The organism is Streptomyces sp. NPDC093064 (assembly GCF_044754605.1).
GTDB lineage: Bacteria > Actinomycetota > Actinomycetes > Streptomycetales > Streptomycetaceae > Streptomyces.
On record NZ_JBIVPK010000060.1, the window covers coordinates 21,083 to 40,098 of the forward strand.

The 19,016-nt window shown below is 70.6% G+C and carries 19 protein-coding genes; 4 read left to right on the forward strand and 15 right to left on the reverse strand.

Going from position 1 to position 19,016, the window contains the following annotated elements; genetic code table 11:
* Positions 1–201: 201 nt before the first annotated feature.
* The 8 genes from ACIQFZ_RS37910 to ACIQFZ_RS37945 all read right to left on the reverse strand — a co-directional run bounded on the left by ACIQFZ_RS37910 (position 202) and on the right by ACIQFZ_RS37945 (position 8,242).
* Positions 202–744 (reverse strand): carbonic anhydrase, encoded by a 543-nt coding sequence (locus tag ACIQFZ_RS37910; protein WP_383061111.1) that lies wholly within the window; start codon positions 742–744, stop codon positions 202–204.
* A 334-nt stretch (positions 745–1,078) separates the two neighbouring features.
* A complete protein-coding gene (locus ACIQFZ_RS37915) occupies positions 1,079–2,527 on the reverse strand; it encodes a glycosyltransferase 87 family protein (RefSeq protein WP_402693376.1) in 1,449 nt (482 codons plus the stop codon).
* A 71-nt stretch (positions 2,528–2,598) separates the two neighbouring features.
* Complete coding sequence (locus ACIQFZ_RS37920) at positions 2,599–3,453, reverse strand: methyltransferase domain-containing protein (RefSeq protein ID WP_402693377.1); 855 nt, start codon at positions 3,451–3,453, stop codon at positions 2,599–2,601.
* A complete protein-coding gene (locus tag ACIQFZ_RS37925; protein ID WP_402693378.1) occupies positions 3,450–4,103 on the reverse strand; it encodes a DUF2064 domain-containing protein in 654 nt (217 codons plus the stop codon). The genes ACIQFZ_RS37920 and ACIQFZ_RS37925 overlap by 4 nt, the downstream gene beginning before the upstream one ends.
* A complete protein-coding gene (locus tag ACIQFZ_RS37930) occupies positions 4,100–4,825 on the reverse strand; it encodes a glycosyltransferase family 2 protein (RefSeq protein ID WP_376651637.1) in 726 nt (241 codons plus the stop codon). The genes ACIQFZ_RS37925 and ACIQFZ_RS37930 overlap by 4 nt, the downstream gene beginning before the upstream one ends.
* Before the next feature lie 520 nt (positions 4,826–5,345).
* The gene (locus ACIQFZ_RS37935; RefSeq protein WP_365430671.1) at positions 5,346–6,398 is read right to left on the reverse strand and encodes an NAD-dependent epimerase/dehydratase family protein; all 1,053 of its coding nucleotides are present in this window, start codon (positions 6,396–6,398) and stop codon (positions 5,346–5,348) included.
* 276 nt (positions 6,399–6,674) lie between these two features.
* Positions 6,675–7,100 (reverse strand): hypothetical protein, encoded by a 426-nt coding sequence (locus ACIQFZ_RS37940; RefSeq protein ID WP_402693379.1) that lies wholly within the window; start codon positions 7,098–7,100, stop codon positions 6,675–6,677.
* Complete coding sequence (locus ACIQFZ_RS37945; RefSeq protein WP_402693380.1) at positions 7,097–8,242, reverse strand: molybdopterin-dependent oxidoreductase; 1,146 nt, start codon at positions 8,240–8,242, stop codon at positions 7,097–7,099. Before ACIQFZ_RS37945 ends, ACIQFZ_RS37940 begins: the two co-directional genes overlap by 4 nt.
* Before the next feature lie 476 nt (positions 8,243–8,718).
* Between ACIQFZ_RS37945 and ACIQFZ_RS37950 the strand changes: the two genes are divergently transcribed.
* Positions 8,719–9,111, forward strand: coding sequence for a YbhB/YbcL family Raf kinase inhibitor-like protein (locus ACIQFZ_RS37950; RefSeq protein WP_365779029.1), 393 nt, complete (start codon positions 8,719–8,721; stop codon positions 9,109–9,111).
* A gap of 94 nt (positions 9,112–9,205) precedes the next feature.
* On the opposite strand, the gene ACIQFZ_RS37955 is transcribed toward ACIQFZ_RS37950, so the two are convergent.
* Positions 9,206–9,760, reverse strand: a complete 555-nt coding sequence (locus tag ACIQFZ_RS37955) for an NIPSNAP family protein (protein WP_365427494.1) — start codon at positions 9,758–9,760, stop codon at positions 9,206–9,208.
* Positions 9,757–10,227 carry a hypothetical protein gene (locus tag ACIQFZ_RS37960; protein ID WP_365427491.1) on the reverse strand — a complete coding sequence of 157 codons (471 nt, stop codon included), beginning with the start codon at positions 10,225–10,227 and terminating at the stop codon, positions 9,757–9,759. The genes ACIQFZ_RS37955 and ACIQFZ_RS37960 overlap by 4 nt, the downstream gene beginning before the upstream one ends.
* 56 nt (positions 10,228–10,283) lie before the next feature.
* Here ACIQFZ_RS37960 and ACIQFZ_RS37965 point away from each other — a divergent pair, with 56 nt between their 5' ends.
* Positions 10,284–11,213: a YafY family protein gene (locus tag ACIQFZ_RS37965; RefSeq protein ID WP_365779027.1), complete on the forward strand. Its 930-nt coding sequence runs from the start codon at positions 10,284–10,286 to the stop codon at positions 11,211–11,213.
* 100 nt (positions 11,214–11,313) lie between these two features.
* Here the strand turns inward: ACIQFZ_RS37965 and ACIQFZ_RS37970 are convergent, their stop codons facing one another.
* On the reverse strand, positions 11,314–12,183 hold the full coding sequence (locus ACIQFZ_RS37970; protein WP_383061120.1) for an alpha/beta fold hydrolase: 870 nt from the start codon (positions 12,181–12,183) through the stop codon (positions 11,314–11,316).
* A gap of 86 nt (positions 12,184–12,269) precedes the next feature.
* On the opposite strand from ACIQFZ_RS37970, the gene ACIQFZ_RS37975 reads away from it, so the two are divergent.
* A complete protein-coding gene (locus tag ACIQFZ_RS37975; RefSeq protein WP_383061131.1) occupies positions 12,270–12,773 on the forward strand; it encodes a MarR family winged helix-turn-helix transcriptional regulator in 504 nt (167 codons plus the stop codon).
* A gap of 81 nt (positions 12,774–12,854) precedes the next feature.
* Here the strand turns inward: ACIQFZ_RS37975 and ACIQFZ_RS37980 are convergent, their stop codons facing one another.
* From ACIQFZ_RS37980 to ACIQFZ_RS37995, 4 genes are all read right to left on the reverse strand, one after another.
* Positions 12,855–14,678: a glycoside hydrolase family 15 protein gene (locus ACIQFZ_RS37980; RefSeq protein WP_402693381.1), complete on the reverse strand. Its 1,824-nt coding sequence runs from the start codon at positions 14,676–14,678 to the stop codon at positions 12,855–12,857.
* Positions 14,679–14,904: 226 nt separating this feature from the next.
* On the reverse strand, positions 14,905–15,408 hold the full coding sequence (locus tag ACIQFZ_RS37985) for a hypothetical protein (protein ID WP_383061124.1): 504 nt from the start codon (positions 15,406–15,408) through the stop codon (positions 14,905–14,907).
* A gap of 2 nt (positions 15,409–15,410) precedes the next feature.
* The gene (locus tag ACIQFZ_RS37990; protein ID WP_402693382.1) at positions 15,411–16,604 is read right to left on the reverse strand and encodes a molybdopterin-dependent oxidoreductase; all 1,194 of its coding nucleotides are present in this window, start codon (positions 16,602–16,604) and stop codon (positions 15,411–15,413) included.
* Positions 16,605–17,175: 571 nt separating this feature from the next.
* On the reverse strand, positions 17,176–17,856 hold the full coding sequence (locus ACIQFZ_RS37995) for a TetR/AcrR family transcriptional regulator (protein WP_376651544.1): 681 nt from the start codon (positions 17,854–17,856) through the stop codon (positions 17,176–17,178).
* A 103-nt stretch (positions 17,857–17,959) separates the two neighbouring features.
* Here ACIQFZ_RS37995 and ACIQFZ_RS38000 point away from each other — a divergent pair, with 103 nt between their 5' ends.
* The gene (locus tag ACIQFZ_RS38000; RefSeq protein WP_402693383.1) at positions 17,960–18,922 is read left to right on the forward strand and encodes an NAD(P)-dependent alcohol dehydrogenase; all 963 of its coding nucleotides are present in this window, start codon (positions 17,960–17,962) and stop codon (positions 18,920–18,922) included.
* The last annotated feature ends 94 nt before the right edge of the window (positions 18,923–19,016 follow it).

Consider the following 19,016-nt stretch of genomic DNA (forward strand, 5'->3'; position numbering starts at 1 on the left):
GAGGCGATGCGCAACGAACGCCTGGTGCTGGTCCATGCGGTGCACTCCGCACCCGTTGCGCACCGGTAGCCGCACCGCCGTGCTGATGGGTGCGCACCCAGTGCGGGCGGTGGGAGCCGGACGGCTGGGAATTGGGGCTGTTGGGCACAGTTGCCTCCGTCTCGTCGCCGGCCGGGACTGGCGGGACCGACCGTGTCCTGCTCAGCCGGGCTGCACGACGGTGGTGATCTTTCCGGTCCCGAGGTCGTACGCGTAGCCGCCGATCTTGATGTTGCCGATGCCCGACGCGAGCTCGGGTGCCGCGCGCAGCTTGGCGATGTCCTTCTGGACCGTCTTGGACGGCTCCAGGACGGCCATCTCCAAGGAGGTCTGTTCGTCCCAGCCGCCGCGGGCGGCGTAGCCGGCGCGCAGATCGTCATCGGCGAGAAATCCCGAACCGCAGTCGGTGTGGTGGATGACGGCGATCTCGAACCAGTCCGCGTCGGGAGTCTTGTTCTCGTGCAGGTGCACGATCCAGGCGAGGTCCTTGATGACCGCCGGCGTCACGCGGCCGCCGACGTTACGTGCGACGATCGCTTCTCCGAGCCGGACGCCCAGCACAGCCGCGGGCTCCACGCGCGGATCGATGCAGATGATCACGTACATCTGCTTGAAGGGGATGAACGGGACCCGGGGGACGTCGGCCTGGGCACCGGAAGCAGCGAAAGCCTGGTTGCGCTCCAGGTACGGGGTGAAGTTCGACATGGCTGATTCCTTCAGGAGGCAGTGGCACCCTGGGGCTGTGAGACCGGCACCGCTTGCGTGGCGTCGATCTCCGCGATGGACGAGCCGGCCCGTTCGGCCATGAACCGCACGGCAGCAAGCCGTCCTAAGCGCCACCATCGCCCACGAGGGGATCATGCGCCACACGGGCTCGCCCGGCCAAGGAGAGCTGAGCGTCCCTGGCCTGGCTCTCCACCACCCTCGATACGGCCGGCCTGGGTCCGAATGCGCCAGCCGAAGGGCCTCGTGAGGGGGCTACGCGGCAACGGCAGCGAGGCACCGGACTGCACCCGTTGCCCCTGCCGATCACCGCTCGTTACTTAGGAACGGTGGGATCAGTAGCTTCTTGCCGCCCGGGTCGGACAGCAGCCGGTGCTGGGCGGTGGCGTCGCTTCAACAGTCGTTGTGTCGGAGCGGCGCGCAGGCAGGCGGCGAGTGCGACGACGGCGGTGGCCGTGCCGTACGCCCATGCCTGAAGGGGGAAGTCTGGAAGCAGGGGGGTGGCGAGGTAGAGGACGGTTCCGGCCAAGGTGACGGTCAGCCACTCCCAGCGGCCGCCGAGGGCCACGAGGGCGACCACGAGCAGGGAGTACCAAGGGTAGTTGGGTGAGATCAGGAGCAGGGCGGTGCCGGTGAGCAGCAGGGCGCCGTGCCAGGGACGAGCGGGGTCTCCCCGCAGCCACACATGGAGCGCGGTCAAGGCGAGCAGCGCGATCGCGGCCACGCCCGCGGCGTCGTCCGGCAGCAGAAGGCGCAGCAGGGCGAAGCGTCGTACGTCTCCGGTTTCGTAGCCCTCCTCCTGGAGGTAGCCGGGCAGGTAGCCGAGGACGCCGGCGCCGGAGGCCACGACGTAGGGCAGGTAGACCAGCGCGACTGCGGCGACCGCTGCCGATGCCACGCGGAGCATGCGGGCCGGGCTGCGCTGCCCCGACAACGCGCCGGGCAGAGCGAGGACGGGCAGGACCTTCACGGCGATCGCGGCGCCGAGGAGTGCACCGCGACGGGTCCCGGCGGTGGCGGTTCCCAGGGCGAGGACGGTGAGCAGGACGCCGAGGGTGTCGATGTGGGCGTTGTTGACCGCTTCGAAGGAGACGGCCGGGCACCAGGCCCACAGCGCGGCCCGGGCCGGGGCCCGCTGCGGATCACCGCGCCGGCGCAGCACGGTGAGCATGGCGAGGGTGGTGCCGAACGCCAGGGCGGCACCACCGATCTGGAGCGGCTTGTGGCGGCTGCCGGGCGGGGAGAGGGCATGGACGGTGAGGAACCAGCCCTCCGCGACGGGTGGGTAGATGGTGGGCACGGTGGGGCGGTTGATACGGACGCACAGCCCGCTGTTGGTGCGGTGCAGGCCCCAGCCCTTGCAGGAACTGTGACTGGGGAAGAGCCAGTTGTCGCGCAGGCCGGCGAGCTGCGGTGCGGCTGGCGGATGGGCGTAGGGGGAGATGCCGGCGGCCTGGACGCGGCCGTCCCAGGCGTAGCGGAACATGTCGTCGCTGGTGCGCGGCGGGGCGACGAGGGCCGCGACGGCGACGGCGGCCGCACCTGCCAGGACCAGGACGCTCGCCGCGCGTGCGGGGACCTTGCGTACGGCCCATGCGGCGGCGGCGAACAGCGCCCAGGCTATGGCGTACCCGGCAAGGACACGGCCTGGGTTGCTCTGGTTGTCGCCGGCGCGGACGGTGTCGGCGACGACGGCGGTGAGTGAGGCGAGGAGCACGACGGTGACGGCGATGCGCGCCCGCGCACGACCGGTGGTGCGGCTCATGGGCACGGCAGGGTGACCGGGCGGGGGCTCGGCCCGCCCGGAAGGCGACCGGCGAGAGGTGAGGGCATCCGTCATGGCTGGTCGGTTCCTCCGGTGTCCGGGGAATGCGTGTCGAGGTCCTCCGATGGGCGGTGGAGTTCGACAAAGGGGCGATTGTCAGCGGTCCAGCAGTTGGTGAGGTTCCAGCCGGCGGTGGTGGCGGCGTGCAGCAGGGCGGTGGTGCCCAGGCGGGCCCAGGGGAAGGAGGGGCCGTGGCGGCCGTGGGCATCCTCGACGCGGACGGTGAGGCGTTCATCCACGTCGTGCGAGGTGGCCTCGGCCAGCAGGCGCCCGCCGGGGACGACGAGGGCGCGCAGGCGGGCGAGCAGGGCGGTCGGATCGCCGCCGATGCCGATGTTGCCGTCCATCAGGAGCAGGGTGGCCCAGCGGCCTTCGCCGGGCAGGAGCGCGAAGACGGAGCGTCGTACGGCCGCTCCTCCCCGGCGCCGGGTCCGGGCGATGGCGGCGGGGCTGACGTCCACTCCCAGCGCCCGTACGCCGTGGGCTGCGAGCGCCGCCACCATGCGTCCCGGTCCGCAGCCGACGTCCAGAACGGGCCCGTGGCAGCGGTGCAACACGTCCAGGTCGGCGGCATCGGGGGGAGCGCACCAGCGTTCGATATCGAGCGGGAGCAGCTCTCCTGAACCGCCGCGGCCGTCCGGATGTGCCGGTGGCGACAGGCGGCGTAGGTGGAGCGGGCCGTGGCCGGTGCGCAGTGCGTGTGTGTAGGGATCGTGGGTCCACGGCTCGCCTGGTACCCCGGGCGCATGCCGGTCGGCGGGCCGAGTCGACGGGTGGAGTTCTGCAGGCTGGGCCATCTGGGTCTCGGGGTGTCCCGGCGAGGCCGACTCGGCCGTTTCGGCGACGGCGGGCTCCGCGGCGCTCACCGTGCGGCCTCCGCCCGGCCGAGGGCGGTGGTGAAACGCGAGCCGGGCGGGCAGCAAGCGGCGACCTCGGCGGCGTCGGCGGCGGTGTCCACGTCGCGCAGCACCGGCAGGTCGGCGACCTTCAGCCCCGCCGTGGTGAGCCGGGCGCGCTGGATCGATCCGGTGCGGTCGGTGGACATCGGTACGCCCCGTACGAGGGTTTTGGCGCGGGTCGGTTCCGCGAGGCCGAGTGCCCAGAACCCGCCGTCGGCGGCCGGACCGAACCAGGCGTCGTGGCCGTCGCGGCCGACCCCGGCAAGGTGGTCCGGGGTCAACTGCGGGGTGTCCATGCCGACGAGCAGGGCGGGCCCGTGGCCGCAGTGGGCGAAGGCGGCGGCGATCCGCTCGTCCAGAGCGCCGGAGACCTGCGGGACGACATCGAAGCCGGGCGGCAGCCACGGGCCGGGACAGCCGTCGAGGACGAGGAGGCGGCGGTGGGCGGGAACCTGGAGCACCGCGTGGAGGGTGTCGGTGAGGGCGGCCTCGGCCAGGGCGGCCGCCTCGTGTGGCGTGTAGGGCGGTGTGAGCCGGGTTTTGACTCGCCCGGGGACGGGCTCCTTGGCGATGACCAGCAGCGTGAGCGGCTCCGTGACCGCGTGCCGGGCGCTCATCGTCCGGTTCCCGCGGCACTCGCGCCGGCGGCCGGTGCGGTGACGGGGAGCTCGGCGAGGACGGCGCGCATGTCGCGTACGGCCTGCCAGGTGCCGCGCCAGGTGCCGGTGACCTTGGAGCGGCCGGTGCGCGGGCTGTACGGCACCTCCCGCTCCGCCACCCGCCAGCCCGCGTCGGCGGCGCGGACCACCATCTGCAGCGGGTAGCCGGAGCGCCGGTCGGTCAGACCGAGGGCCAGCAGGGCCTCACGGCGGGCGGCGCGCATCGGGCCGAGGTCGTGCAGGCGCAGTCCGGTGCGCTGCCGGATCATCTGGGCCAGTGCCAGGTTGGCCATCCTTGCGTGCGGGGGCCAGGCTCGGGGGGTGGTGGGTCGGCGTCGGCCCAGGACCAGGTCGGCCGAGCCGTCGAGGACGGGCCCGGTGACGGCGGGCAGCAGAGCGGGGTCGAGGGAGGCGTCGCAGTCGCAGAAGCAGACGACGTCGGCTGTGGCGGCGGTCAGCCCGGCGTGGCAGGCGGCGCCGAAGCCGCGGCGCTGCTCGTGCACCACATGTGCCCCGAGGGCGCGGGCGATGTCCGCCGAGTTGTCGGTGGAGCCGTTGTCGACGACGATCGCGCGCCAGCCCGAGGGGATGCGGTCCAGCACCCACGGCAGGGCCTCGGCCTCGTCGAGGCAGGGCAGCACCACGTCAACAGGAGCAGGCGGAGGGAGCGGTGTCTCGATCACCTCACTCACCCTACGGACACAAAACGGGCATAAGGGATTTGGTGACCTTACGGATTGCTGACGTCCGACGCCGCTCCCCCGGACGGCCGAACGCCGGTGCGAGACTCGGCGGTGTGAAACGCGTACTCGTCGTGGACGACGACGCGACCGTCTCGACCGTGCGCTGCGTGACACCCTCCTGATCGCCGTCTACGCGGCGGCCGGTGCCGGATTTGGCCGGCGCGGTGGTCCTGCGACTGCTGCGAAGCCGTTCGGTCGCCCTGTCGCCGGCCGTCGTGGCCGCTGTAACCGTTGCCGCCATGCTCGCCGAGACGACGCTTGCCATCGCGGCGGTCGTGTCGCTCGCGGTGGCTCTCGTGCTGGGCCACAGCGTGGTGAAGGGGAGCCGGGCCCTGGCGCCGAAGCCACCCGCGCCCTCGGGGACGACGGCCGCTTCGCACCACCCGCCATCACGCCCACGGCCGAAATTGCCGCACTCAGCCGCGAACTCGCCGCTGGGGCGGGCCGTGATGACGGGTCACCCGGCGCGCAGCGGTGCGGCCGCGAACTCCGCCATTCCTTTCGCGAAGGCGACCTGCGACTTCCAGCCCAACTCGTCGCGCAACCGTTCGGAGGAAGCGGTGATGTGGCGGACGTCGCCGAGCCGGTACTCCCCCGTCACGACCGGCATCGGCCCGGCATACGCCACAGCGAGCGCGGCCGCCATCTCCCCCACCGTGTGCGGCTCGCCGCTGCCCACGTTGTACGCCCGCAGGGTGCCCTCCGGAAGGCCGTCCGCCCCGGTCAGGGCAGCGAGGTTGGCTGCGGCGACGTCCCGGACGTGGACGAAATCCCGCCGCTGCCCGCCGTCCTCGAACACCCGCGGGGACTCGCCACGCCCGAGTGCGGAGCGAAAGAGGGAGGCGACGCCGGCGTACGGGGTGTCGCGCGGCATCCCGGGCCCGTAGACGTTGTGGTACCGCAGTGCCGCAACCCGCCCGCCGACCGCCCGTGCCCACGCGGCGGCGAGGTGCTCCTGGGCGAGCTTGGTGGCCGCGTACACGTTGCGTGGGTCGGCCGGCGCGTCCTCCTCGACCAGCCCCGGGGCGAGCGGCTCACCACACTGGAGGCAGGGCGGTTCGAAGCGGCCCGCCTCCAGGTCGTCCACCTGGCGCGGTCCCGGCCGGACGACGCCGTGGCGAGGGCATTCGTAGCGCCCTTCGCCATAGACCACCATCGAACTCGCCAGCACCAGGCAGCGCACCCGGGATTCGGCCATGCCGGCCAGCAGCACGGCGGTACCGAGGTCGTTGCAGCCGACGTAGTCGGGTGCGTCGGCGAAGTCCTTGCCGAGCCCGACCATCGCGGCCTGGTGGCAGACGGCGTCGACACCGCGCAAGGCATCAGCAACAGCCTCTGTGTCGCGGACGTCTGCATGCCGCCAGTCCACCCCCTCGGGAATCGGCGGGGCGACGCGGTGCGCGGCGGGCAGCAGGGCGTCGATCACGCGCACCTCGTGCCCGGCGCAGGTGAGGGCGGTGACGACGTGCGAGCCGATGAAGCCCGCACCTCCGGTGACCAGGATCAGCATGGTGACGACGGTAGGGCCAGGCATGCGTCCACAGCCCCATGCGGCCCCGCCACGTCAGAGATTCGTAAGGCGGATTACTCCGGACCGGGATGCGCCCGGTCGTGACGTCACCACCGTCAGCAGGCCACCGTCAGCCCATACACCCCCGCCCGGCCCAGTTCGTCACCGGTCGCAAACAGCCGCCCCGCCGCCCCGTGCATGCCGTGACCGCCACCCTTCCGGCGGAAACGCGTAAGACTGCTGTGGGACGGCGAGACGTACGGCCAGTCGGTGGATTCAGGACGGCGGACGGCGCCGATGCCGGCCGAATCCGCGCGTTGCGAGGGCGAGCATGGTGACCGTGGCCACCGCCAGCAGTGTGAGCAGCCAGTTGCGCGGATAGTCCAGCGGCAGGACCGAGGAATTGGCCGTGGGTCCCGGACGCAGCAGCACCGGCAGGGCCACGGCCGTCAACGCACCCGCGACCAGCAGCGCTCCGCGGACGGGCCCTCGCACGCCGCCGCGGACCAGGACCAGCCCGGCGAGCAGCACCAGCGGCGCGATGAGCGCGTCGTGCAGGACCAGGGCCCCGCCGAGCCAGACCAGGACGTCCATCGGGTCGGGTACGTCCAGCAGCAAGGACGCGCCCACGCCCATCAGCACCAGTCCGGCCATGCCGGACAGCATCCGCGTCACGCTCACCCTCACATGCCTCGGCTTCATGACAGCACCTCCAGTCGGCCGACCCACTTGGTCTGCAGCACGCCGGGCCGGTTCGGTGCGATGAGGCGGGCCGGATAGCCGTGGTCGGGAGTGAGTTCCTGCCCGTTCAGGCGCAGTGCGAGCAGGGTGAGCGGGTCGCGGGCGTATTCGTGGCCCATCTCGGAAACCCGGTAGGCGCCGCGGAGTTGCAACGACACCACCCGCACGCGCGCATGCGACGGGGCACCGGCCCGGTCCAGCAGGTCCGCCACGCGCACGCCGGTCCAGTGCGCCGACTTGCTCCAGCCCTCCACGCAGGCGATGGGCAGTTCCACCTCGCGCTGCGGCAGACCGCGCAGTTCTGCCAGCGTCAGCGTGTAGGGCCGTGGCCCGTCCACCACCAGTCGGTAGGAGTCATCGGGGATCCGGCCGACGCCGGCGGCAACCGCGGTGCGGTTGACCGGCAGGCCCTGCGGGCCGTGGTCCGGGTGGCGGGGCGCGAGCAGGTCGAGCCTCTTCAGCGGGGTGAAGGACTGGCCGACCGTGGTCAGCGTGACCGCGCCGACCGCCGCTGCCACCGCGGCCAGCAGTGAGCGCCGGTCGAACGCGTCCTCGGCGGGCAGGGCGAGCGTTCCGGGCGACCGCCGGCTCCAGTGCGCCTTGATCTCGGGTGCTTTCACCGCGATGTGCAGCACCAGCGCCCCGGCCACCAGCCAGGCCACCGCGTAGTGCACGGGCACGAACGAGAACGGCCACGGATACCACTGCACCGTGTTCAGCAGCCCGGTGAACAACTCGAACACGGCTCCCGCCACCAGCACCCCGATCGACAGCCGCTCCAGTACGTGCAGCACCGATCGCACGGGCGGCCAGGCGAACAGTCGCGGGTACACCGCCCACAACTTGACCAGCAGCAGGGGAATGGATGCGATGCCGGAGGCGACGTGAAGGCCCTGGGTGAGACGGTAGCCCCACACCGGGCGGCTCGGCAGATCGTCGGCCAGCGAGCCCGGCGGATGCTGGAGGAAGTGGCTGATCAGTCCGGTGACGAAGCACACCGCGAATGCCAGGCCCAGCCACCGCCCGATCGAGGTCGCCGTGCGGGCGTCGTGCAACCGCCCCCTGAACACCGGCGGACGGAGCGAAGGAATGCGCGAACTCATGCCTTCCATCACAGCCGCCGCGAGCTCGCAACGGAATGTCCGAATCCTTACGGAAGACGGACATCACGTCCGGCATCCCAGCAGCGACGACCGCAACGAGCGCCGGTCACCGTCCTGCGCGCCGTCGGGCTCAGTGTCCTGGCCGCTTACGTTCGCTACGACCGTGACGTCTCCCGCAGGGGCGGCGACCAAGCCGACGACAGGCCGGCCGTCGACGGTCAGGAAACGGTGAGCCGGTACGAGCGGTCAGGGGAGCTCCGGCATACGGTTCCGGCATGAAGCGTCGATTCCTCGTCTCGGGCGCGATTGCCGCTGTTGCGCTGCTGACCACCTCCGCGTGCTCATCAAACTCCGGGCACGTCCAGGCGACGTCGGCCCCGTCCACCACCGTCTCCCGGTCGACTGCGGTGCCTACAGGTCCCTTCACCCTCGGCCGCGGCCAGGGTTTCGACGCGTCAGGAGCATTCCTCCCCCTGATGACCTGTGACAGTCCCCACGACTACTCCCCCGGGCTCACATTCAAGAACGTCCCCGCTGGGACCGCTGAACTCGCCTTGTCCATGGTCGACCTGAACGACCAGAAGGTTCACTGGTTGCAGGTCGGCCTTCCCGCGACGGCGTCGGGAACGAAGGCGCACACCTTGACGCCCGGCGCCCGGGAACTCCTGAACGATCTCGGCGAGGCGACGTACGACGGCCCCTGCCCACCCGCCGGCCACACGCACAAGTACCAGCTGACGCTGTACGCGCTCCGCGACCCCCTGCCGGCGTCCTTCGGCCAGAACACCTCGCCGAGCCAAACCCTCAAAGAACTACGGAGTCACGCCGACGCCACCGCGGTGCTGATCGTCCCCTACAAGCGGCACTGACCGCAGCCGAGCCGGCGAGCAGCGAGCAGCGAGCAGCGAGCAGCGAGCAGCGAGCAGCCCATTCTCGCTGGTCAGAGGCATTTTTGCGGTGCTGTCACCTGCAAGTCGTCACGGGTTCCAGCCGCAGCCGCCGGATCGGCCAGGCTGGTGCCTCGGCCGGGCCGAACCAGAGCCGGACGTCCACCCCGGTGCGGACGGGCAGGAGGGGGTAGTCGTTTTCGGCGTGCTCGGTGCGGTGCAGCGCATGGCGCGGGCCCAGGTGCCGGGCGGCGTACGCGTCGAAGGCAGCCGCGTCCGACGGCCGGCAGACCGTCGCGACCACCTCGCGGGTGCCCGACTCCGGCGCGAAGCCCGGACCGCGCAGCAGCAGGACGTCGTCGCTGTCGATCATGGTGGCGTTGGCCGCGTCGCGGTGTTCCCGCCAGACCGTGCCGGTGTAGAACGCCTCCAGCGCGCGCCGGCGGTGCGTCATGTCGGGGAACGCGCGCAGCCAGACGAAGCGGTCCGGGTCGTCAAGGTCGCGGAACCGGCCGCCGACGGTGATGCCGACCGCCTGCTGGCCGGTCACGAACTCGCGCTCGAACAGCTCGATCAGTGTCTCCCGGGCGCCGGAATGCAGGGTGTACTGACGGAATTCGACGATGCTCATGCGCCGGCCGACCCGGTGCGGGTGAGGTCCATGATCCAGTTGAGCTCCCAGGTACGGCCGCCGTCGCCGGAGAACTCCTGCTCCCAGCGGGCAGCTTCCGGGCCGAGGCGGTGCCAGGTGAAGTGCACCCGGATCGGGCGGCCGTCGTAGGTGTCCTCGCCGTAAAAGTCACCGCGGTCGTCCGTGAAGCCGCCGATCACCGGGGGATCCAGCCGGCCGGTCCGGCTGTCCGACCAGTGGATCGACCACTGGCGCGTTTCGTGGTCGAACAGCCGCAGGGTCACGCCCTGGCGGCCGAGGGTGGGGAAAGTGATCTCGTCGATGTTCCCGGCTCCCCCGAACAGCGGCTGGATCACCGAGTGGCCGGGGAACTCCTCCCAGGTGGTGGCGCCCGGGCCGCCGAGCGGGGTGGTGAGGCGGCGGTTGGCCACGTTCCAGGAGCCGTGCAGGAAGTCGAAGTCGTTCATGCGCCGCAGGCTAGGGGAACTCCACTGACATCCAATGTCAGTGGATACTGGCGAGCATGCGTGCGAGCCGACTGGTCACCCTGCTTCTGCTGCTCCAGAACCGGGGCCGGATGACGGCCCAGCAGCTGGCCGAGGAACTGGAGGTCTCCGTCCGTACGGTCTACCGGGACGTCGAGGCGCTCGGCGCCGCCGGTATCCCGCTGTACGGCGACGCTGGACATGCGGGCGGCTACCGACTGGTCGACGGCTACCGGACCCGCCTCACCGGACTGACCGCGGACGAGGCGCAGGCCGCATTCCTCGCCGCACTCCCCGGCACCGCCGCCGAGCTCGGCCTCGGCGAGGCGCTCACCACCGCCCAACTCAAGTTGCGGGCCGCCCTTCCGACGGAGGTTCGCGAGCACGCCGGGCGGATCCAGGAACGCTTCCTGCTCGACGCCCCCGGCTGGTACGGCGACGCCGACCGTACGCCTCACCTGGCCGCGGTCGCCGGTGCGGTGTGGGCACGGCTGACGGTGGTCCTGCGGTACCGGCGCTGGCGGGCACCGGAGGAGATCGAGCGGCAGGTGGAGCCGTACGGGCTCGTACTCAAGGCCGGCCGCTGGTACCTGGTCGCGAGCGGGCCGTCCGGAATCCGCACCTACCGGGTCGACCAGATCATGGAACTCCACTCCCTGGACGAAGAGTTCGTCATCCCGGACGGGTTCGACCTAGTCACGTACTGGAACAGCTATCTGGCCGACTTCCGAGCCCGGCTGCACACTGGGGAGGCTCTGGTGCGGCTCACCCCGGAGGGCGCCCGCCGCATCGGCGTGACACCCGCGGGTGACGGATGGACGGAGATCCGGGTGCCCATCGAATCGATCGACCACGCCCACGGAGAGTTCCTGCGGCTGGGCACCGACGTCGAGGTCATGGCACCGGCCGAACTCCGCGACCGCATCGCCGCGACGGTACGGACCCTGGCCACCCGCTACGAGGGGTGACTCCGAGCAGAGAGCGTCGCAACTCCATGATCACTAGGCCCTGTGCCTGTTCTACTCTCGGGGCGCTCCACCCCGCTGGCGCCGCTCCGCCTGATCCTCCTCAAACCACGCCCAGGGCGGCTTGCTTCTCATGGTTGCCTGCCAGGAAGTCGGTGATCCGGCGGTTCGTCTGCGCGGGCACGGCGGTGGGCATAGCGAAGTGGGTGAGCTCGGAGAGGATCTCGATCCGGGCGTCCGGTACGGCCTTGCGGGCGCGGACTGCGACTTTCGCGGCGTCGTGGGCGTCGCTGCGGCCGGCGAGAAGGACCAGGAGCGGGACACTCAGCGTCGTTGGGTCCGGGCGGCGGCCGACGGCCAGTTTCCGGTTCGCGAAGCCGGATACCGCCAAGGCATAGAGCCGCTTCCAGCCCAGGTCGGTGTCCGTGCCCGCCGTCTCACGGTCCAGGTACGCGCGTGCGCGGGCTTTCGTCGGGCGGAGCAGCATCGGCAGCGAGCGCAGCAGGAAACCCGGGCGGAAGTTGGCGAAGCACTGGGTCGGGTCGAGCAGTACCAGCCGATCGACCCGCTGCGCGGCGTGCAGGGCGTAGGTCAGGGCCATCCAGCCGCCGTAGGAATGACCCAGCAGATGCGCGCGGGACACGGTGAGGCCGTCGAGCAGCGCGTCCAACCAGGCCATCAGGTCGGCGGTTGTGCGCAGCGGGCGCCCGCTGGGGATGCTGTGTCCGGCGTCGCCGAGGATGTCGACGGCCAGCATCCGGTGGTGCGTGCCGAGTGCCGGGGCATTGGCGAACCAGACCGCGCCGGTGGAACCGCCGCCGTGCAGAAGGAGGACGGGGGTGGCTTCAGCCGGGCCGTAGGCGTGGACGCGGGTGATGCCGTACGGGGTGGGAACGTCGATCTCGGTGGTACCAGTGGGCCAGCGGGCGAGCAGTGCGTCGTAGGCGGCGAAGAACTCTTGGGATGAGGACACTGCGAACCCTCCGGGGAATCATCGCGTTGACCAGTTCTCTCGCTCAGCGAGATAGTAGCCCAGTGAGTAATGACGACAACCCCGCGATGCGGCTGGTCCATCTACTGCGCGCAGTGACCGTGGAATTCGATCTGCGCGGCGCCGAGTTCGCCGCGCGAAACGGCCTGCACCCCACCGATCTGCGGGCCCTCATCCACCTGCTTGACGCCGACCGGGCGGGCACCGACGTCACGCCTGGACGGCTCGGTGCGGCACTGCGGCTCAATTCGGCGGGCACCACTGCCCTGCTCGACCGGCTGGAGCGCCTGGGGCTCGTCCGTCGCAGGCGCGATGAAAACGACCGGCGACGCGTCATGCTGACGGTGGAGCAGAAGGCCGGGGAGCTGGGCTGGTCCTTCTTCGGCCCGCTCATCGCCAACCTCGTCGATGCGGCCGAGGACTTCACCCCGGGTGAACTGGACATCGTTCACCGTTACCTGACCGCTGCACTTCGAGCAGCCGCTCCCGCCTACGACGCGTCGACGCCCGCAGCCACCGCCGGCAAGTCGCCGACACCACAGCCGTTCCCACAGCGGTTCGGTCGGCCATGATGGCAGCACAGATACAGGTCAATGCTCACAGAGAGCCGCAAACGCGGCTAGTGGTCGTTGGCGCAGGCACGGGTTGTTCGCCTACTGAGCGTCCGTTGTTTGTTGCTCTGCATCGCGGATGGCGCGAGCGGCGTTGATAAGCCCGATGTGACTGAAGGCTTGCGGGAAGTTGCCGAGGGCCTCTGCTGTGGTCAAGTCGGTCTCCTCGGCCAGCAGGCCGAGGTCGTTGGCGTGCGCCAGGGCGGCTTGGAAGACGTGTCGTGCCCGGGTGGTGTGGCCGGTGAGGGCGAGGGCTTGGGCGAGCCAGAAGGTGCACAGCAGGAACGCGCCTTCTTCTTCCTGCAGTTCGTCGGTGAGGTAGCGGCGGACGAGGCCGTTACGGTCGGTCAGGTGGGTGGCGATGGCCAGCACGGTGGACTGTACGCGGGGGTCGTGCGGCGGCAGGAAGCCGACGATGGGCAGCATCAGCGCGGAGGCGTCGAGGTCGTCATTGCCGAATGCTTGGGTGAAGGCGCCCAGGCCGGGGTTCCAACCGCGTTGTTCGATGGCTTGGCGGATCTGGTCGCGCTCGTAGTGCCAACGAGGCAGGCGTTCGTCGGCCTGAAGGACTGGGGCCATGGCGATGGCGCGGTCCAGGGCGACCCAGCACATCAGTTTGGAGTGGAGGAAGTGTCTGCTGGGTCCGCGTCTTTCCCAGATGCCCTGATCCGGTTGGGTCCATCGTTGGGCGGCTGTCTCGGCTGCCTGGAGAAGGAAGGTGCGGGTGGCCGGGGCGAGGGGCTCACCGGGCGGAAGGGTCTGGTGAGCGGCGTCGAGGAGTTCGCCGTAGACGTCGAGTTGGCGTTGGCGCCAGGCGTCGTTGCCGGTCCTCACGGGGCTGCTGTTGCGCCAGCCGGTCAGGTGCGGCAGGAGCCGCTCGCTCAGATCGTGTTCGCCGCCGATGCCGTACATGATCTGCAGGTCGACGCCGCGATCAAGTTGGGTTGCCGCGGCCCGGGCAAGGAAGTCGAAGAACCGGTTCTTCTCCTTCTCGCAGGCGGCCGTGGCGAGCGCTTGCAGGGTGAAGCTCGCGTCGCGGACCCAGGTGTAGCGGTAGTCCCAGTTGCGCATCCCGCCCGGTGTCTCGGGCAGTGACGTGGTGGCCGCGGCGACGATGGCCCCGGTGGGGGCGAAGGTCAGGGCTCTCAGCACGCGTCCGCTATGGCCGACCTCTGCCTGCCAGGGACCGACGTAGCCGCGGTGGAGCTTCGACCAGGAGCGCCAGCCTTCGATGGTGTCGGACATACGGCGCCGGATCCGCCCCGCCCGCCAGCCCACCGACTCTTTCTCCCACGCCGACCCGACGTGCAGGGCGAATTCGATGCGGTGCCCCGCCGAGAGCGGGATTCGGCCGTGCGCCGTGGAGCCGCTCACCCGCAGGTCGATGGGGCTCGACAGCAGCAGCACATGGGCGCCCCCGTACGCCGCGAACCCACCTCGCACGGCTGACAGGAGTGGGTTGATGAGCCCGAACTCTGGGCGCGGCGCGTAGGCGAAATCGATGGTCACCCGCCCTTCGGTGCAAGTGATCTGCCGCAGAAGCGTTCCGGGGGAAGCGGTGCCGAGCGCGTGTCCGCGTTCGCGCCGTCCCAGGGCAAGTGCATCGCGTAGGACCGCCGTACCCCCCGTCGTGTGGAAGGTCGTCTCCAGAACAAGGGTGTCCTTGATGTAGCGGCGACTGATGTCGACCGAACCAGCAGGGCAAATCGACCAGTGGCCGGCGTCCTCGTCGAGGAGTCGGGCGAAGATTGCCGGGCTGTCGAACCGGGGCAGGCACAGCCAGTCCACCGAGCCGTCGGAGGTGACCAGCGCAGCCGAGCGGCAGTCGGACAGCAGAGCGTGATCACCGATCGGTCGCGCACTCATGCGTCGCAGCCCGTCCGCCTTGGGCCGGACGCGGCCCGGCTGGGACGACGTGAGCAGTCGCCTGCGCCGCAGGGCTCTCCAAGTGCCCGACCAGTGTCATTGATCCCAGCCTCTCTGCACAGCTGATTCACCCTCACCCAATCAGCACGATCAGCGGATCGCACCTGCAGACCGCCGAGCGCGTAGGGATCTGCACCGGCGTAGGACGAGCGGTCCTCAGTGGACGTCATGGGGCGGCGTCGTGACCCGGTGCGGGTCGCTCCTCGTCGGCGCGGGCGGCGCGGCGGACGCGGCGGAGCTTGAGAGCGAAAGCAACGGCGGAGACGCCGAAGACGACGGCGGTGATGGCCAGCCATCGGCCGAGGTAGACGCCTTCCGACAGCCGTGCGGCATCGGGGTAGGGGATCGCCAGGTCGAAGATGAGCGGGAACCAGACAAGCAGGAGCACGCCCGAGAGGAAGGCGGGCACGCGCAGGTAATTGATCCACGGCGGCTGTGGCATGCGGATGGCGCGGTGCCGCAAGACAGCCTGTGACGACTGATCGGCGAGTGAGTACAGGGGCAGCAGGATCAGGTCGTGGACGATCGCCGCGCCGACGAACCAGATCGCGACCTCGAGCGGCCGGACGGCGAACAGGCGTACCAGGGCGTAGCCGGTGATGGCGAACGAGGCGATCAGGACGAGAAGATGCAGAGGACCGGAGCCGTACCAGCGGACGAAGCGCGCCATGGTCACGTCCTGAAGGTGAGCCGGTGCACCCACTTGGTGTTGTTCACGCCGGGGTTGGCCGGAACGATGACGCGGGCCGGGAAGCCGTGATCGAGTGAGAGGTCCGCCCCGTTGACGCGCAGGGCGAGCAGCGATCTGGGGTCGTGGATCTGGTTGCCCCGCAGTACCACCGAGCTGTAGGGGCCGGGTGGTTGGACGGATCTCACCAGGACGCTTCCGGCGTCGGGGAGGCCCGCCAAGGCGGCGAGGTCGGCCAGCCGAAGGCCGCTCCAGTCCTGGTCGGAGGTGGACCATCCCTCCACGCAGGCGATCGGCAGTGCGGCGACATGCTGAGACATCGCGAGGAGCTGTGCGCGGGTGAAGACGAGCGTCGGCCCGTGGCCACGGACCTCCAGCCGCCAATCCGGCCCGACATGGACACGGGTGACGCCGACGGCCGCAGCCGTCTTGTTGATCTGGAAGTCCTTCGGCCCGCCGCCCGGGTCACGGTTGTGCGGCGCGAGAAGGGCGGTGCGCCGCAGCCGGCCGCCGATGCTTTGTCCTGCGGTGACCACCAGGAGGAGCAGCGACCCGCCCCCCACCATGGCGAGTGCGCCGCGTCGGCTCATGGTCGGCGCCGCGGGTTCGAGCGCGACCAGGCCGTCCGGGTCGGGGGGCTCCGGCCGGGTGTCGGCGAGCCCGGTGCGCAGTTCCGTCAGCAGGTTGCGGGAGCGCAGGGCGCGGGTCATCCTGCCGAGTCTGAGGCTCACATGGACGACGAACGCGGCGATGAACACCCAGGCGCCGTAGAAGTGCAGGGTGTAGAAGGAGCCCGGGAAGACGTAGAAGAGCTGGATGTTGAAGATCCCCGTAACGAACTCGAAGACGACCCCGCCCACCAGCGCCAGCAGCGACAGCCGCTCCAGCGCATGGGCGACGCTGCGGACCGGCAGCCACTCGAACAGCTTCGGGATCACCGACCACAGTTTGGCCAGCACCACCGGCACCAGGACCACGCCGAGAGTCACGTGCACGCCCTGAGTCAGCCGGTACAGCCAGTACGGATCCGTGGGCCAGTCGAAGAGGTAGAAGCCCAGCAGGCCCTTGTCCGGGGTCTGGTCGTTGATGCGGCCGAGTCCCGGGTTGTAGGAGGCGTAGGAGAGCATCCCGGTGACGAAGATCAGCGGAATGCCGATCAGCAGCACCAGACCGAACACGGACGTCAGCCAGGGCCCGCGAATGGGACTGCGCCAGAAGCCGGGACGGAACGGCCCCGGGGGCGGAGGAGTCTGCTCGACCCGCCGCACGAGGGCCCGGGTACGAGCGGCCCCCTTGGCGGACCGCGCCGCCACAGCAGCGCGAGCGCGCTCGAGGTGCCCCTGCGCGTGGCCCTCGTCCGATCTCGGGCGCTGTGGCCCGCCGGAGCCCGGGGACGGGGGCCGTCCACCACTGTCCATCGGCTGCCTCCTCTCTCCCCGGGCCGACTCTCGGAGGGCGGATCGAAATCCACCGCGCCGTAAGTGCCTGCCAAGTCGTCAGCTACAAACTGACACAGATCGAGTCGGCTCTCCGTTTCTGGCGTGCATGCGGGTGCCCGTCGACAGCCGAACGGTTGAACCGGCTCTCCGCACGGTTCGACGGGGCGCATGGTGGCCTCATGGTGGTGGGGTGCGACGCCTCAGCGCACGGCGACAGGAGCCGAAGGGTCGAGCTGGTCAGATCTAGGGCCTGTTGCGAAAGTGGAGTTGCCGTCCGAAGGGCGTGCCATGTGGCAGGCGCCGCTTTGCGTCAGGCCCTGGAGGGTCGCTGTCTCGGGGAGCTGTCGGCCGCGAGCGGGAGACTGCGCAGCGACAGAGCGCTCGGCGGAGGTAGGGCCCCGTGAGTCGCCTCGGCGCGGAATGACTGGAGCAGGTACGCCACCAGGCGCCGGGACGCAGCACTGTCATGCGGCAGCGCGTTTACCAGACCGCAGTGGGACAACAGGGCCACGGCGAGGTCGGAAGGGTGGAAGTCGGCCCGCAGTGCGCCCGCTGCCTGGGCTCTGCGGACCAGGGTCATGAGGTCCCGTTCGGCCCGTTCTCGGGCCTGCGCGTGTTCCACCGTGCTGTCCGGGAAGGCTGCGACGAACGCGGCCGGAAAACCCTGTTCCTCCCGCTGAAGCTCGCAGGCCGTCTCGACCAGACGCTGGAAGCCCCGCCAGGGGTCGGGGTCGGCCAGCGCCTCGGTGAGCGCTCGGGCGCAGGTCTCCATCTGCTGCGCGAACGCGGCCCGCACCAGGGTATCCCGGGTCGGGAAACGCCGGTACAGCGTCGCCACGCCGACCCCGGCCCGTCGGGCCACGGTCGCCATGGGCGCGTCGATCCCGTGCTCGGCGAAGACCGCGCGGGCGGAGGCGAGGATGCGCTCCTGGTTGCGCCGGGCGTCGGCCCGCAGCCTGACCGGGCCCGCGATCCGAGAGGATTCCTCCACCACTGTTTCTCACCTCCGGTTCAAACGGACGATGTCGTCCGCTTAAGAGCCTACGCTCGGGGCCAGATCCCCCGCACGGCCACTGGTGGCGAAGGTGAGAACGATGGACGACCGCATGATGAGAGCAGTACTTTTCGACCGCTTCGGCGGCCCCGAGGTGCTGTACGTGGGCCGGGTACCACGCCCCGAACCGGCGCCCGGCGAGGTACTCGTGCGGGTGCGGGCGTTCAGCGTCAACGGCAGCGAAGTGGCGGCCCGTTCCGGCCGGCTTCGTCTCTTCACCGGACGGAAGTTCCCGCAGCGCGTCGGGTTGGACCTCACCGGTGAGGTTGCCGCACTCGGCGCCGGCGTGACGGACTTCGCGGTCGGCGACCGTGTGTGGGGCATCGTGGGCCGTACCGGATTCGGCAGCGCCGCCGAGTACGTGACAGTCCGCGCCGAGCGGCTCGGCCGGGTTCCGGACGGACTGGATCTGGTGGCAGCCGCCGCGCTTCCGGTGGCAACCACGGCCATCACGGCGCTGCGCGACAAGGCCAGGCTGCGCCCCGGCGAACGACTGCTCGTACGGGGCGCTGCGGGCGGCGTCGGCAACGCCGCCGTCCAGCTCGGACAGGCATATGGTGCCGAGGTCACGGCCCTGGCCCGCGCCGCCAACCTTGACTTCGTCCGCATGCTCGGCGCTGACCACACCATCGACCACCGGGCCGTTCCGCCGAGGGAACTGGGCCTGTTCGACGTGGTCTTCGACACCGCAGGCACCGACCTGCGGGCCTTCCGGCGCCTGCTGACGCCCGGCGGACGCATGGTCACCATCGCCTTCGACCCGGCACGGCCCGCCGCCTCACTCGGCTACATAGCCGCCAGCGCCGTACACGGACGCGGCCGGGTGCGCTTCTTCAGCGGCAACCCCACGCGGGCACTCTTCGACGACCTCGCCCGCCAGGTGGCGGAGGGTGGACTGCGCCCTGCGGTGGACAGGGGCTTCCCACTGGAGGAGACAGCGGCGGCACACCGGGCGCTGGAGGCGGGCGGGGTGCGGGGCAAGTACGTGGTCAGGGTCGACTAAGCTTGAAATTAAACCTTCGGTGATCGTTCGGGGATCGAGTGGTTCACCCACATGGGAATCTGCCGGACATGACGACGACCTCCCTTTCACGCTG